This window comes from Acetobacter sp., from assembly GCF_047721705.1.
Lineage (GTDB): Bacteria > Pseudomonadota > Alphaproteobacteria > Acetobacterales > Acetobacteraceae > Acetobacter.
Map to the genome: position 1 here is coordinate 13210 of NZ_JBDNXK010000048.1, position 14288 is coordinate 27497.

Here is a 14288-nt window from a genome sequence, read left to right on the forward strand (position 1 = left end):
GGTCACTTCTCCTTCTTGCGGGACAACAGACGTTCGAAGTCGAACCTGTTGTCCAGCCAGACATAGATATTGGCTCTCCAGTAGAAAATGATGATGGAGGACCAGATGACTATGCATGCAAGGATAAGGATGACCTGCAAGTTCCGTGCTCCTTAACGGTGTGACCAGATACCAGACTGAGCGGTGTGCGTCGTTGCCACCGTCCGCAGCAAGGCCATAACCATCTGCGGGCTAACGTGACTTTAAAGAAACACTTCTGATGACAGAAGTGCGTTTAAGCGGCGTCCGCCGTGAAAAAGCAAGGTGGACGGCCGACATGCGGTATGCTGCTCTGGCAAATTCCACCAGATGGTGGCAGAAGCCTTCTGAATATGGGGCATGGGGTTGGTGCGCGAAGGATGCTGTGGCAATGTGCTGGCTTCCAATGCGGAGCGCGACCGCGTTTGATGATGCCCCGGTCGCGTCTTTGATGATCAACTGTCGGGCAGATTGGACGTAATGAGCGAAGTCTTGCAGCGTGTCCGCAACGAGTCGGCGGAAAGCACACCCCAGGAGGGGGACAAACACGGCCCCCGTGTGGCGCTTGATGCCGATGCTGTCCGGGCGGCGTATCGCCGATGGGCAGGTGTATATGACACCGTGTTCGGTGGCATATCGACATTCGGGCGGAAGCGCGCGGTCGCGGCGGTCAATCGCCTGCCGGGTTCGCGGGTTCTCGAAGTCGGTGTGGGCACGGGCTTGGCCCTTCCCCATTACACGGCGAACAAGCGGATCACCGGGATAGATCTTTCTTCCGATATGCTGGTGCGGGCGCGTGAGCGTGTGCGCCGTGACCATCTCAGCAATGTCGATGCGCTGCTGGAAATGGATGCTGAAGACACACGGTTTGCCGATGGGTCTTTCGATATCGCCGTAGCCATGTTCGTGGCCTCCGTGGTGCCGCATCCGCGCAAGCTGCTGGCGGAACTCAAGCGTGTCGTGCGGCCTGATGGCTATATCCTTTTCGTAAATCACTTTCTGGCGCCCAACGGCGTGCGTGGCGCCATTGAGCGCGGCATGGCCCGGGCCTCTCACTCTCTTGGCTGGCATCCTGATTTTGCGATGGAAGCTCTTCTTCCTCCGGAAGATATGGCGCGCGCCAGAATCGAACCGGTTCCTCCAGCCGGGCTTTTCACACTTGTGACGCTGGAGCGTGAGGCGATCTCGGTTCCAGACGAAAAGGTCGCCTGATTCGGTTCCGGGTCGCGTTGTAAGCAGGGCTGCGTGTCGTCAGCAGGGAAGGCGATACGCTTTTTGTCGCGGTAAATATTCTGTAAGGTAAGTTCCTTACGGTTTCCTGTTGCCGCCAGCGCTTGCAGTGTCTCGATTGCAATGAGCCGGTGGCGCAAGCCTGTCGATACATTGAGAGACATGGACGCCCATGGCTGGTCTGAATACTGCTCCCGTCAATACTGTAGCTGGCAGCGCAAAGCGGTCGCGCGCGTTGGTCGTGACTGGGTATCTGGCGCTCTGCGCAACGGTGGGCATGATTGCCGGAATCTGTGCGCTGCTGGAACGGGCGGATATTCTGCCTGCGGAACTGGCCAGTCGCGTAACAGTCTTTCATCCTTATGCAATGCTGTTGTTTGTCGGTGTTCCGGCATTTCTCGGTCTGTTCGGGCGGCTGTTTCTGCCTTTGGCGCTAAATGCGTCTGCCGCGCGTGGACTTCCGAAGCTGGATGGGCTGGCGCTGACTTTCCTTCTGGCTTCGCTGGCTGTTTTTCTGACAGGCGTGGCCGGGCAGGCATCCGTTGGGCTCGGACTTGTTCTCTGGTCGGTGGGTGCCGTCATTGTTGCCTGCGTGACATCGGCTACGATTCTTGATGCCCGCGCAGGCGCAGGCATCGTGCCCCCTCGTGGCCAAGAGTCCACGACCGTTCCATTTTCAGTCTTTGTCTGGACGCAGTTGTGCGCGGCATTCGGGTTGTTGCTGGTGGCTCCCGTGATCGCTGCGGCTGCTACGAAAAGCCTGCTTGGTTACAGCGTGACCATGCCGGCCTTTGAGTTGCCGGTATCCCTCATCATTCTTGTGGCGGCGACTGGACTGGCGACGCGTGTGTTCGATGCGGTAGCGCCTTTGGGCGAGAATGCTCGCAGGGCAGCAGTCGGCGTCGGTGCGCTGGCAACCATTGGCGGTTCGACGGTGTGGGCGCACGCAGCCGTCACGCATGGGGCCCAGTCCACGGTGGTGGCGGTTGAAATGGGTCTGGCGGTACTGGTGTCGATGACATGTGCCGCGATCTGGGGCCGTGCCCTGTGGCACGCACAGGCGGCTCTCAATGTTCCAGTGCTGTGGATGTCGGGTTTCTTCGTTTTGCTTGTGGCAGGCTGGATCAGTTCGGGCATTCATACGGCGGTTTTGAATGGCGCAATTTTTGCCATGTTCGGTGGCTTCTATAGCTGGCTGGACGATGTAACGAGCGGTCGTTATTCACAGCGTGCTGCGCAGGCGCAGTTCCTGCTCATGTTCGTGGGTGTCGTATTGGGGGCCAGCGCTTCCAGCTTGTTGCAGGCAGCGGGCGGCGCGATGATCGTTTCTTCTCTGCTGGTGCTGGCAAGTGTCCTGTTCAGTCTGTTGCGGCGTAATGAAGAGGGACAGGCGCATGTCCTTCAGGAGATTGGGCGATGAGCGGCGCAACCGCGGAAGTCCGTCCGACCCGGATTCGTTTCGAGACGGCGCGGGTCGGCACCAAGGCGCATGATTGGGTTCAGCTTCTTAAACCACGGGTGATTTCGCTGGTCGTGTTTACCGGGGCTGCCGGTCTGTACATGGCGCCGGGGCACATGAATCCGCTAATGGCGGCGATCAGTATTCTGTGCATATGCCTCGCTTCCGGCGCGGCGGGCGCGATCAACATGTGGTATGATCGCGACATTGATGTCATCATGCAGCGCACGGCGACGCGCCCTATCCCGGGCGGTCGTATTCCGGCGGATGAGACGCTGGCTTATGGTCTCGGCCTTTCCGTGCTGTCTGTCGTGCTGATGTGGCTGGCGACAAACACGCTGGCCGCTGGCCTGCTTGCCTTTTCGATCTTCTTCTATGCCGTGATCTATACGATGTGGCTGAAGCGTTCGACGCCACAGAACATCGTTATTGGTGGTGCCGCTGGAGCATTTCCACCCATGATCGGTTGGGCGGCGGCAACGGGGACGATGAATGTCATGCCCGTTGTGATGTTCGCGATCGTGTTTCTGTGGACGCCGCCTCACTTCTGGTCGCTCTCGCTTTATGCGTGCAAGGATTATGGGCGGGCGGGCATCCCCATGTTGCCGGTGGTCAGAGGGGCCCGGTACACGCGGTGGAACATCCTCGCCTACACGATCCTGCTGCTGGCGGTTTCACTCGTGCCGTCCTTCATGCATCTCAGCGGGATGCTTTATACGGTTACGGCACTTGTTCTTGGGCTGGGCTTCATTGCCTGCGCGGTACGGGTGCTGCTTGAGAAGCAGGATGCGGGCGGTGTGAGCCTCAATGGTGACAAGGCCGCGCGCGTTTCCTTCCGCTTCTCGCTGGCTTATCTGTTCCTGCTGTTCTGCGGTCTTCTGGCCGATCACGCACTGACATGGTGGATGTCGTAATGGCTGTTTCGATGGATCTTACGCCTGCTGAGCAGACAGAACTTCTCCGCCGCCAGCGTGGGCGGCTGATGGGCCTGATCGGCTTCACGCTGGCGATGGTGCTGGTGGTGTATGCTGTGGCCCTGATTCGCTTGTAAAAGCGGATCAGTCCTTTCTCACCAGTTCATAGAGACCGATTGCTGCGGCCACGGAAACATTCAGACTTTCCATTGTGCCCGGCATGAACAGCCCCACAATTTCATCACAGTTTTCGCGCGTCAGACGACGGAGTCCATCGCCTTCGGAGCCGAGAACCAGCGCGGCGCGTCGTCCATTGAGCTTCGCTCCGTCGAGGCGTTGTCCGCCAGCATCCAGCCCCAGCATCCAGCATCCATGCTGCTTCAATGTTTCCAGACAGCGGGCGAGATTGACCACACGGACGAGCGGCACGACTTCCAGAGCGCCGGATGCGGCTTTGGCTAGGGCGGCTCCCTCTTCGGGTGCATGACGGTCCTGCATGATCACGCATGACGCTCCAAAAGCGGCTGCGGACCGAAGGATGGCGCCGATGTTGCGAGGATCTGTCACCTGATCAAGGACCAGAACCGGACCGGGGCGCTCCAAAGCGTCTTCGAGCATGACCGGTTCGAGCGGCTCGACCAGCATGGCGACCCCCTGATGCACGGCTTCAGCGCCGAGGAAGGCGGTAAAACGTGCCTTGTCGGCGCGTTCCGTGGCAGGAGGGAGCGGAACGGAAATCCGGCTTTCGAAACTGTCTCGCGCTTCAGCGGAAAGCAGAACGCGCAGCACTGTGCGATGCGGGTTTTCCAGCGCAGCCTGACAGGCATGCACGCCGGCGATCCAGTAGGGGCCGCCTGCTTTCCCTCTGTTCTTGCCGTGCGACCGCTGACCGCCGCGGCGCGATCCTTCCGGTGCTTCTGGCGCAGGGGAACGTTGCTGCTGTTGCGAGGAATGGCGGGCGGAGGGACGGGATGTGCGCATGGACCCTGCTATACGACGCGCGCAGCACGGCGTCATCAGCTTCTATGCATCCAAGAGAAAGCAAAACGGTTGACAGGCGGGACGAAGCCCCTTAATTCCTCGCTCCAACGGAAGGGTGCCCGAGTGGCTAAAGGGGGCGGACTGTAAATCCGCTGGCGTACGCCTACGTTGGTTCGAATCCAACTCCCTCCACCATTGTTGTTTTTCCTCAGGAAATAAAAAGACCTATACCACATTACAGGTAATGTGCTTTTACCCGTTAGGTCATGCTCTACCGGTAAGAGATAACTCTCCTGCGGCACGCCAAAACACATAATTCAAATTTAAGCACGTAAACCCTATGCGTAATGTTGGCACCTATGCACAAAGCCAAACATATATTGCGTAAATAAATGCTGCATTTATGCTGGCTTGCATGCAACACGCGTTTTTTAGCACCAGTCTGTTCTGCTTGTTGGCACTTTCCGCCTGCTCCTCTGCGCCACTCTCGCCAGAAACGCCACAAGCTCAAACAAAGCTACTCCATGCTAAGCAGGCCTGCCTGTCAGCCTATCAAACACAGCAAGGGCTAGTACCAAAACGCAACATGACTAACCTCATGACGTGTTTTGCCAAAGTAACGCAAAAATACGGCCCCGAAACATACGGCGCTTACGAACCCATTTACGAAAAAGGTGCTGCCGAAAGCGTAGATGCCGCCAAACATTTACGAGAGGGCCTTTTCACACCCGATCAATATAAAAGCGAGATAGGGTTAATTAGGGAGGAAGAGGAATCTGCCGTTATGCAAAAACAGGCTCAAACAGGCTTACCCGCCCCCCCTATTGTGCTGCCTACCCCCAACAAAACCAGCACACCATAACGCGCCTAGCAAGTGCGGCCTGTGCAACAGAGACGGTGTTAAAAAGAGTATTACAACCCCCTTTAACACTGCCTATTCGCTTACTCCCCTTGCCGCTTGCCAACAGGAGCAAGCGCTAACACCAAGGCAGCGCCCCACCCTATCAAAGTCCAGCCAAGCAAAAGGGTAAGCGCTACCACCACCCCTTTTTTGGGGGCATTACGCACATAGGCTAGCACTGCCGGAAACACATAAACAGCAAGGCCCACCACACTCAGCATACATACCAGCCAAAGGCTCCAAATGCTTCTTGGCGTATTTTGGGTTGGTGGTACGGCATTATCGGGCACAGGTGCAGGTGTTTGCGCTGCTGGCGTTGCACTCTCGCCCGGTGGCTGTGTTGGCGGGGCTGTAACAGCAGCACTTACGGCGGGTATAAGGGTTTGGGCATCAGCTTGTGAGAGAAAGCCCGTAATTTCTGGCCGCTGCGCTACGCGCTGCCATGTTGTAATGGCTGCACGTGTGCCCTCTCCATACACGCCATCCGCCACGGTGCCGGCGGGTAAATAGCCAAGGTCTATCAGCTTTTGTTGCAGGGCAATGTGCTGGTCTATATCGCGCGCAGCTTCTTGTTCGGCTGCGGGCGCGCCTTGTAGGCGGGCACGGTAGGCTTCGGTCAGGCGGCCCATTTCTGCGCTATAACAGGCGGCAGCCCCGTCTGGCACCGTTTGGTCTACGGCCCCCGGTATAGGCAAGCCACAACGTTGGTTTGCGGCGTTTTCATCTAAAATGACCTGCTGTTTTAGGTCTTTCCAGCCATCCTGCCCCACAAGGTAGCGCAGTGCGTAATAGACTTGGTCAAACCGCAGCTCTTGCTTTGCGGCATCACTATTTTGGCAAAGCATCTGTGCTACACCATTATTTTCCGGTGGTGGCTCACAAGAAAAATCAGGCTTGTAGTGTCCAGCCCCTTCTTGCGCCACAGGCGGCACAGGCTGTGTACGGCCACTTAAAGCGTCTTGCGCTTGCTGGGCCGTAATATACCCATTTTTAGCAAGAAAGAGCGCCAACCCTTTAGGGAAAGGCAGCGGCTTTTGCTCAGCTTTAGAGCAATTGCGGGTGTTGCCCGGCTTTAAGTCACACGGAGAAATGCCAAACATCGTGTCGGGCTGGTTATCTTTATGGGCCAGCATATACCGCCAGCCTTCTGCAAATTGCCCCATATTGGCTTTGGTCGCTACATAATACGCCAAAAAGCCATTGGGTTCAGACCGGCCATATTTAACCCAGTTTTGCTGAGCCTCTTTTAACCGTGCCGCCAAATACGGCCTGTAGGCAACATCACGCGTAACATTTGCCAAGGCACCCGCTTGGTAGCGGTATAAAATAAGCGGCGCGTAAGACCCAGCGTAAGAAGAAAACGTATAGAGAAAAGACTGGTCGAGCAGTTGTAACTGGGCTGCGCCATTTTGGGCTGCGTCCACTACGGCTGGCAGGCCGTCTCCATCATTCTGGCCCAAAGAGGTTTCATGCCATGTTCCATCTGGCATACGGCCAAAAAGCGATGCCACCTCACAACAATGTGCCCCGCCAGTGTACGCCGCCACCATAACCTGTGGCGTGGGAGACGTAGCATCTAGCTTATACAGCCCCATTTGCAGGTAAGACATACCGGCATCTGCCCCGTAAGGCGAAAGCAAAAAACTAGCGCTTTGCGGTTGGCTACCGGTTGTTTCTTTAATAACAAGCTTGGCCACTTTGCAGGTGGCAGGGGGTTGCGCATCCCCAGACTGCCACACCATAGGGCCCCCGCACCGGTGCGATGTTTCAACAACAACGCGTGCCGTTACGCCTTGCGCTGCCGCTTGAGCGCTAGATTTATTCTCTAAAGCTGCATGGGCTAAAGGGGGTACAGTATAGCTTTGGGCGTAGCCCGCAAAAGCTAAAGGAGCCTGCACCAGCACACATAAACCGAGCATAAGCGTTATGTGTGTGCTGGCAGTTAGGGTCAGGTAGCGTTTGCGTATCAATACCATTGTTTTCTCAATAATTTGGCACAGCAAAGTCTTACTTAGCTGCAAATACTGCCACTTTAGGCAACAGCTTAACCAAATAGCCAGAAAAAACTCAGAGCAATACGATACCTCACCCCTACCTTAAAAAGTTAAGCACGCTGTAAACCGGGGTTACCGCGCTCTGTCACAAAACTGGCATAAGTTGATAGTGTGCCGTTTTGCTCCATCACCTTATCAATAATTTTCAGGTCTCCACGCCAGTGGTCACGGTCTATGTCACATAATACGTAACCGCGTTTATCTGTTGTGGCTTTTAGCCATGGGTTTTCTTGCCTTACAGACTGGCTAAAATGGTCATTATCACCCACACCATCAGAGCCAGATGTAATGGATGTTGCCAAAAACTCGACAGAAACCGGCTTTTTATCATCACCATTTACAAGCAGGTCTCCGGCAAAATGGCGGTGGGCGTCACCTGTTATATTCACAACATTGCCGGGGCAGTGCTGTTGCACAAAATCCAACAACTGCTTGCGGCTATACAAATAACCCGACCACTGATCCATGCTATAAGTCAGTTCTGATTGGGCAGAATGCCTTTGCGCCAAATTTAACATCATGACCTGATGCGCAAGCAAGTTCCACCGCGTATCAGACTGTGCAAGCCCGTTAAACAGCCATTGCTCTTGCGGCTCCCCCATCATGGTGCGTTGGGGCGACCAAACATCTTTGCCTTGCGCTACGTCTTTATCGCCATAGGCTTGGTCGCTCCGGTACTGCCGGGTATCTAGCACAAACACGTTCAGCAAATTACCGTAACGGGCACTGCGGTACATCTGCATGTGGCTGCCGTTAGGCAAAGAGCGGCGACGGAGCGGCATATGCTCATAATAGGCCTGCATCGCCACGGCACGACGGAATAAAAAGACTTCAGGCGGCGTGCCATCTTGGTCTGTATCGCCCGCCCAATTATTATCAACCTCGTGGTCATCAAAGCTCACAAACCATGATGTTGCCGCATGGGCTGCTTGCAGGTCTTCATCTGTTTTATACTGGGCATAACGGCGGCGGTATTCATCTAAAGAATAACACTCCGGCCCAACATGGCGGCGCAATACCCTAAAGGGGCGGCCATTCATTTGTTTTATGCCGGGCCCGCTATCCTTACCTTCGTAAATATAGTCTCCATAATGGAACACAAAATCAACCGGCTCCTGCGCAATTGCGCGCCATGCCGTATAGTAGCCTTCCTCGTAATGCTGGCAGCCTGCTGCGGCAAAACGTACACGGTCAATTTGCGCGCCCGGTGCAGGCAATGTTTGCCCACGGCCTATCGGGCTTTCATACCCCCCAACCCGAAAGCGGTACCAATACGGTCTATCTGTTTTAAGCCCGGCCACCTCAACATGCACAGAATGCGCAAGCTCAGGGTGTGCCAGTTCTTGCCCACGGGCTACAACGCGGGTTAATTTTTCATCTTCCGCCACTTCCCACACCACATACATGGGCTTAAGCGGCATACCGCCTGCTTCATCTAATGGCGTGGGGGCAAGGCGTGTCCAAATAACAAAACCATCTGGCTCTGGGTCGCCAGAGGCAACGCCTAATGTAAAAGGCGAGGCTATAAATTTAGGGTTTTTATCAAGGTTTCTGGGGTCTTTTTGCGCAGCAAACGCCCGCTCAAGTAAAAAGCTACTGCCAACACCCCCAGCTACCAAGCCAGAAACAAATCCACGCCGACCAAAAGAAACCATAACAAAACCCCAAAACAAGAGAGACGGCATAAAGCCACCTCTCTGAACAGCCGGTTGTTAAACTTTAGTGAAAAATAACATGGAAGTAGACTGCCCGCCCATAATTGTCGCGCTCATCTGCAAATTGCAGGTGGTCACCTGTCAAATACGTAGGCTGGTAGTTTGCAAGGTTCATAACCTCATATTTCAAAGTAATACCGGGGTACACCTCATGCCAAAAGCCCATATTGAAAGTAAGAAACTTGTCAAACCCACTTGAAGCACCCGGCGTAGACCCAAAAGACGTATAATATTTGCCCGAATAATTAACCGTTGCCCGCAAAGCCCCCTTAATTTGCGGGATATGCCACGTTAACATACCATTTGCGATAAACTGGGGCTGGTACATCATTTTATGATATTTATAGGTTGTTGAACCGTTCGAGTAGCTTTCATGCCCCTGCATCCACGTTACGTTGGCTTGCGCATCAATAATCTGGCTAAAAAGGTGCATGTTACGGTTAAGCATATTAACCTCAACCCCTTTTACTCCGGCAGCTTTGGAGTTCATAGGTTGGGTTACTTCGTAACTTAAACCGTCTTGCACATAAATAGAACGGCTCGTCAAAATGTCGTTCTTTATCCACTTACTAAAAAAGGCTACGCTAAAAAGCCCATTACCATGGTTAAACCATTTATCTAAAGACACATCAAAATTGTTAGATTGGCGTGGCTTTAGGTTAGGGTTCCCAACGCTCACAGTGCAGTCTGTTGCGCTACCATCTCCATCACCACTACAATTTTCATTACGTGCCTGCGCTAACTGGCCGGGTGCCGCACGCCCAATGGTCTGGCTAAAAGACCCATGCAAATTAAAGCCCTGCGCAAAATGATGCACAACATCAAAAGAGGGTAAGGGCCGCGTATACCCCCCGGGGTTTTTGGCATACCCCGGAGAAACGCTTTTGGTTGCCCCGTTAATAACAGGCGTCCAGCCCATGTAATTGGTGCCATCCACACGCACACCTGCAATAAAAACTGTATGTTTTAAGGCATAGTGCAAATAAAAGTAGCCATCATAAATATCTTCACGGTATTTATAGTCTGCTGCGCGACTATTATAGGCCGAAGTAGCCGCATTAACAGGCAAACTCGACCAAGGGAAATTATAGCCGTTATCGCCAATAAACGTTTCAGGAAAAGAGCTGAGCCACGGTGTATGGTTAGAAAACAACATACTATTATTATAATCACCCGTTGTTTTCGAGTTTGGGTCACCATAATCTATGCGCTCTCTTTGATAAGACATAGACATTTCACGCCATTCAAACCCGGCAGCCACCCCAAACCCACGGTCATGTTCACCCGTATTCCAATCATAATCCAACCGTGCTGTCGGAACATGCTGCCATGACTTATCCCAAATCTGGTAATTTCCGCCGCTATAAAGATCCCACTGCGAATTTTGCGCAACATTAGGATCAGAAAGATAATTCATATTATACATGTCATCACTGTTCGGATAACCTGAATAACCTGCTGTCAGTTTTTTGGTTGGGTATGTTCTGGCTGCAATATATGGCTGGTAATCATTATAAGATTCCATTGTATAACCAGCACGTGCCAGCAAATGATGCTTGCCAGAATGCCAGTCTAAATGGCCAATAATACCGCTATTTTGTCGGTGCCATTCATTTTGCCGGCGTCTTACGTAAATGCTATTAACTTGTAATGTGTTATCGTCACCCATTACACCGGGTGTTGCGTTTTTAAGGTTATAATCCTGTTTATCCATAACAGAATGTTCCCACCGGGTGTAAGACCACCCCATGAGCGATGCGTAAAGGTTATGGCTTGGCTTCCATTCTAAACGCCCTGATCCACCTAAATTCGTAACCGCGTTCGCATACTCACCTGTAGAAAACTGGTTGGGCTTAATATTTCCGTTCCAACTATCATCTGGGGTTGTGCCATATTTCCCGTTTGCCCCTTGATAGGTATAGTTTTGCCACTGCTTGGTGGTGTTTCGCACCCTGTGCTGGTAACGCATAGAAAGAACGATACCAAACTGCTTATTTTTACCAAAAGTATCAGAAAAAGTCCCTTTAGCACCCTGCCCCATATGCGGGTCATACCCTTTAAGGCCGTTAGCGCCTACACCGCCACGCTTGCTAGACCAAATACCATACGCATCAATAAATTTATAAAGCCCTTTATGGTCAAAAGCGCTCATTGGCACCATATCAATGTCACCACCAATCGCATCTCCCTCTTGCTCGGCGGTAAAGCTTTTATAAATATTGGTACGAGACGTCATTTCTGACGGTACATTTTGAAGGTTAACCTTACGCGAGCCAGACCCACCATTTTCCCCAACGGTGGCCATTGTAATGCCGTCCATCGTTGTGTGGTTCAATTCTGGGCTAATACCCCTAATACTCACATAACGTGGCTCATCACCATCGGTAATGCCCGTAACACCGGGTAGCTGAATAAGAGATTGCGCAACTGATGACACACCACCAAGATTTTCAAAGGGGTCATACGCAACCGTATCCATAATAATATTAGAATTACGCTTTTCTGACTGGCTTCTACGGTGGCCCGTTACAAAAAGCCCTTCAACGTCGTTTACCCCTTGCTGCACAAGTTTTGCGTCCGGCTTCTTGCTCACAATAAGGGTAGAACCATTACCCGGTGCCTTTACTTGTAAAGGCGTGCCTGCAAGCAGTTTTTGCAGGGCCTCTCGGTCGTCCATTATGCCATGAATGGCAGAAACCCTAACATTCTGAAAATCGCGCCCCTTTGCAACAACCCCTACGCCAGATTGCTTCTGAAAAGCCGAAAGCGCTTCTGGCACTGTGCCAGCAGGAATAGAGAACATATGCGTGGCACCATACGCCATATTCCACATCACAGTGGTAGAAAGTAGCGTGAACGTACTTATTGTCTTAACTGAGGGCATGGGAAGAACTTCACTTTTCGGACACGGTGCAGAATTCACCCCCTAAGATGAAGCTCCGTGCAATTTCCCCCCATAAAATGCGCAAAAAATATGTTAAGGTTTTGTTTCAAAGAAATAAATTTCAGCTGACAGCTATAAATATCTTTTCAAAACATATTGTTACAACAAGCCCTCCTCCAGCGCTGCGTCACTTGCCTCTGCCCCATAGGGCAGTATAAATCTCTCCTCGCACCCACCTTTTCCACGAAATGTGAAATGCGACCCCATGCTTACGGATCCCTCTTTACAGCAGTGCGCACAAAGGCAGGAGCAGGAACCCACCGCTCAAGCAACTGAACTTAGTGTACCAGACGACACGCTTTTACAGTGGATTGCACAAGACGTTATGCCGCACGAAGCCGCTGTACGCCGGTGGCTTAATAAAACCCCCTTACCCGGCTTTACCCCTGATGATATTATTCAGGAATGTTACGCCCGCTTTTGCGCTGCCTCTTACCAAAATATTGAAAATGGGCGCGCTTTCTTTTTCTCATGCGCCCGCAATCTCGTTATAGAATATGCAAGGCGGTCTAAAATTACCTTTTTAAACACAGACTTAGGCCTAGAAGCCTATAATGTGGCAGATAATAGGCCAGACCCCGAGCAAAACCTTGCTGCCCGCCAGCAACTTGACTGGCTTAAAGAGCAAATGATGACCCTACCAAGCCCCTGCAAAGACGTCTTTATTCTCAGAAAAATCTATAATTATAGCCATGCTTATATTGCACAAACCCTCGGCATTTCGCAGCGTGCAGTAGAACGACACATAAGCCGTGGTTTGCAAAAACTTATTGAAGCAGGCAACAAAAATGAGTAGCTTTTAAAAGATCGAGAATATTCAATTTGAGTGCTTTTATTTCTTTTACAAAGAATAGCTCCTTACAGTATACACTACCCTTTTGACAGAGAACTGAGATTTTTGTGCCCTCATCTACGCTCACAGATGGAAAAAAACGCCAGCAAGAAGCCGCTGACTGGGTCGCACTTACAGACTCTCAAACTTTGTCTGCCACAGAAGAACAACATTTCACAGCGTGGCTTAAAGCAGATACCCGCAATCTTGGCGCTTACGTACAATTAAAAAGCACTTATGCAGCACTAAATTATAAAAATGCCACACACGCTATTGAACCCCTACCCCCATTAGAAAAACCAAAACCCCTGTTAGAACGTAGACGCTTTTTTGCCACAGCCTGCGCCGCTGGTCTTGTCGGCATTCTACGACCAGACACTATAAGAGATAACTTTTTCTCACTAAGATACCGTAGCAAGCAAGCGCCTGCGCATTATAACTGGCACGGCAACCACGTTACGGTAGATGCCAGCTCAAGCGCTTACTTCTTACTTGACCATACACGCCCCCTGTTACAGGTCATTAATGGCCGTATAGGGCTACATGTGCAAAAAAAGCCTGTATCGATTTCTATTGGTAGTTTGCGGTTTGGAAGCAAAGCAGCCAATTTTGACCTTACTCTACACGGAACAAACGTTACACTGGCTCTTTATTCAGGCACGCTCAATTGGCACGGTCATGACCAAGACCTGCACCTTCACTCCCCCTCGCTGCTGACATTTTCGAACACGCCCTCAAATGGGCCTCAAATTATTGCCAAACAAAAATTAACGCCAGATAACGCGCTCACACAACAAGCATGGCGCAATGGGCAGATCATCTTAAGCAATACACCGCTGCAAGCTGCCGTAGACGAGTTTAATCATTATTCTAACATTGAATGCCAAATTGCAGATACAGCACTAGGCCAGCATCGTATTTCTGGCAGCTTTAGTCTTATGAAATTAGATGATTTTATAAGTGCTGTCTCTCAACTACTGGATTGTAAAGTCCAGAAAAGTGCCAACAAAGTTGTTTTCTATACTTAAAATTACAATACTGTTTTCAAAAAGCTCCTAACACTTCACCCTATCGTATCATTAGCCACTCCAGCCTTAAGGCTGCTTAAAAATTACTGTCTAGATCTCATTACCACTTTAGCCTTTTGCACAGCATATTTCCTTCAAAAACACTACATACTACCTCTGTAACTGTAACTGTAACTGTAACTGTAACTGTAACTGTAACTGTAACTGTAACT

At 51.8% G+C, this 14288-nt stretch carries 12 protein-coding genes and 1 tRNA gene; 8 read left to right on the forward strand and 5 right to left on the reverse strand.

Going from position 1 to position 14288, the window contains the following annotated elements; all coding sequences use genetic code 11:
- Nucleotides 1-2 precede the first annotated feature (2 nt).
- Nucleotides 3-140 carry a hypothetical protein gene (locus ABF824_RS09635; protein ID WP_415488419.1) on the reverse strand — a complete coding sequence of 46 codons (138 nt, stop codon included), beginning with the start codon at nucleotides 138-140 and terminating at the stop codon, nucleotides 3-5.
- Between the two features lie 358 nt (nucleotides 141-498).
- Between ABF824_RS09635 and ABF824_RS09640 the strand changes: the two genes are divergently transcribed.
- The 4 genes from ABF824_RS09640 to ABF824_RS09655 all read left to right on the forward strand — a co-directional run bounded on the left by ABF824_RS09640 (nucleotide 499) and on the right by ABF824_RS09655 (nucleotide 3758).
- Complete coding sequence (locus ABF824_RS09640) at nucleotides 499-1230, forward strand: class I SAM-dependent methyltransferase (protein ID WP_415488421.1); 732 nt, start codon at nucleotides 499-501, stop codon at nucleotides 1228-1230.
- A 190-nt stretch (nucleotides 1231-1420) separates the two neighbouring features.
- On the forward strand, nucleotides 1421-2668 hold the full coding sequence (locus tag ABF824_RS09645) for a hypothetical protein (RefSeq protein ID WP_415488423.1): 1248 nt from the start codon (nucleotides 1421-1423) through the stop codon (nucleotides 2666-2668).
- The gene (locus ABF824_RS09650) at nucleotides 2665-3621 is read left to right on the forward strand and encodes a heme o synthase (RefSeq protein WP_415488425.1); all 957 of its coding nucleotides are present in this window, start codon (nucleotides 2665-2667) and stop codon (nucleotides 3619-3621) included. The genes ABF824_RS09645 and ABF824_RS09650 overlap by 4 nt, the downstream gene beginning before the upstream one ends.
- The gene (locus ABF824_RS09655; RefSeq protein WP_415488427.1) at nucleotides 3621-3758 is read left to right on the forward strand and encodes a hypothetical protein; all 138 of its coding nucleotides are present in this window, start codon (nucleotides 3621-3623) and stop codon (nucleotides 3756-3758) included. Before ABF824_RS09650 ends, ABF824_RS09655 begins: the two co-directional genes overlap by 1 nt.
- 7 nt (nucleotides 3759-3765) lie before the next feature.
- Here ABF824_RS09655 and rlmB read toward each other — a convergent pair whose 3' ends face one another.
- Nucleotides 3766-4602, reverse strand: a complete 837-nt coding sequence (gene rlmB, locus ABF824_RS09660; protein WP_415488429.1) for a 23S rRNA (guanosine(2251)-2'-O)-methyltransferase RlmB — start codon at nucleotides 4600-4602, stop codon at nucleotides 3766-3768.
- A 109-nt stretch (nucleotides 4603-4711) separates the two neighbouring features.
- Here rlmB and ABF824_RS09665 point away from each other — a divergent pair.
- Both ABF824_RS09665 and ABF824_RS09670 read left to right on the forward strand, forming a co-directional pair.
- Nucleotides 4712-4797, forward strand: a tRNA-Tyr gene (locus ABF824_RS09665).
- Nucleotides 4798-5017: 220 nt separating this feature from the next.
- Nucleotides 5018-5464 carry a hypothetical protein gene (locus ABF824_RS09670; protein WP_126621493.1) on the forward strand — a complete coding sequence of 149 codons (447 nt, stop codon included), beginning with the start codon at nucleotides 5018-5020 and terminating at the stop codon, nucleotides 5462-5464.
- Between the two features lie 80 nt (nucleotides 5465-5544).
- On the opposite strand, the gene ABF824_RS09675 is transcribed toward ABF824_RS09670, so the two are convergent.
- From ABF824_RS09675 to ABF824_RS09685, 3 genes are all read right to left on the reverse strand, one after another.
- Complete coding sequence (locus tag ABF824_RS09675) at nucleotides 5545-7479, reverse strand: superinfection immunity protein (protein ID WP_415462254.1); 1935 nt, start codon at nucleotides 7477-7479, stop codon at nucleotides 5545-5547.
- Nucleotides 7480-7607: 128 nt separating this feature from the next.
- On the reverse strand, nucleotides 7608-9212 hold the full coding sequence (locus ABF824_RS09680; protein WP_415462252.1) for an alkaline phosphatase D family protein: 1605 nt from the start codon (nucleotides 9210-9212) through the stop codon (nucleotides 7608-7610).
- 64 nt (nucleotides 9213-9276) lie between these two features.
- Nucleotides 9277-12096: a TonB-dependent receptor gene (locus ABF824_RS09685; RefSeq protein ID WP_415488431.1), complete on the reverse strand. Its 2820-nt coding sequence runs from the start codon at nucleotides 12094-12096 to the stop codon at nucleotides 9277-9279.
- A gap of 325 nt (nucleotides 12097-12421) precedes the next feature.
- On the opposite strand from ABF824_RS09685, the gene ABF824_RS09690 reads away from it, so the two are divergent.
- Both ABF824_RS09690 and ABF824_RS09695 read left to right on the forward strand, forming a co-directional pair.
- Nucleotides 12422-13012: an RNA polymerase sigma factor gene (locus tag ABF824_RS09690; RefSeq protein ID WP_048841047.1), complete on the forward strand. Its 591-nt coding sequence runs from the start codon at nucleotides 12422-12424 to the stop codon at nucleotides 13010-13012.
- Between the two features lie 104 nt (nucleotides 13013-13116).
- A complete protein-coding gene (locus tag ABF824_RS09695) occupies nucleotides 13117-14076 on the forward strand; it encodes a DUF4880 domain-containing protein (protein ID WP_415462248.1) in 960 nt (319 codons plus the stop codon).
- Nucleotides 14077-14288: the final 212 nt, after the last annotated feature.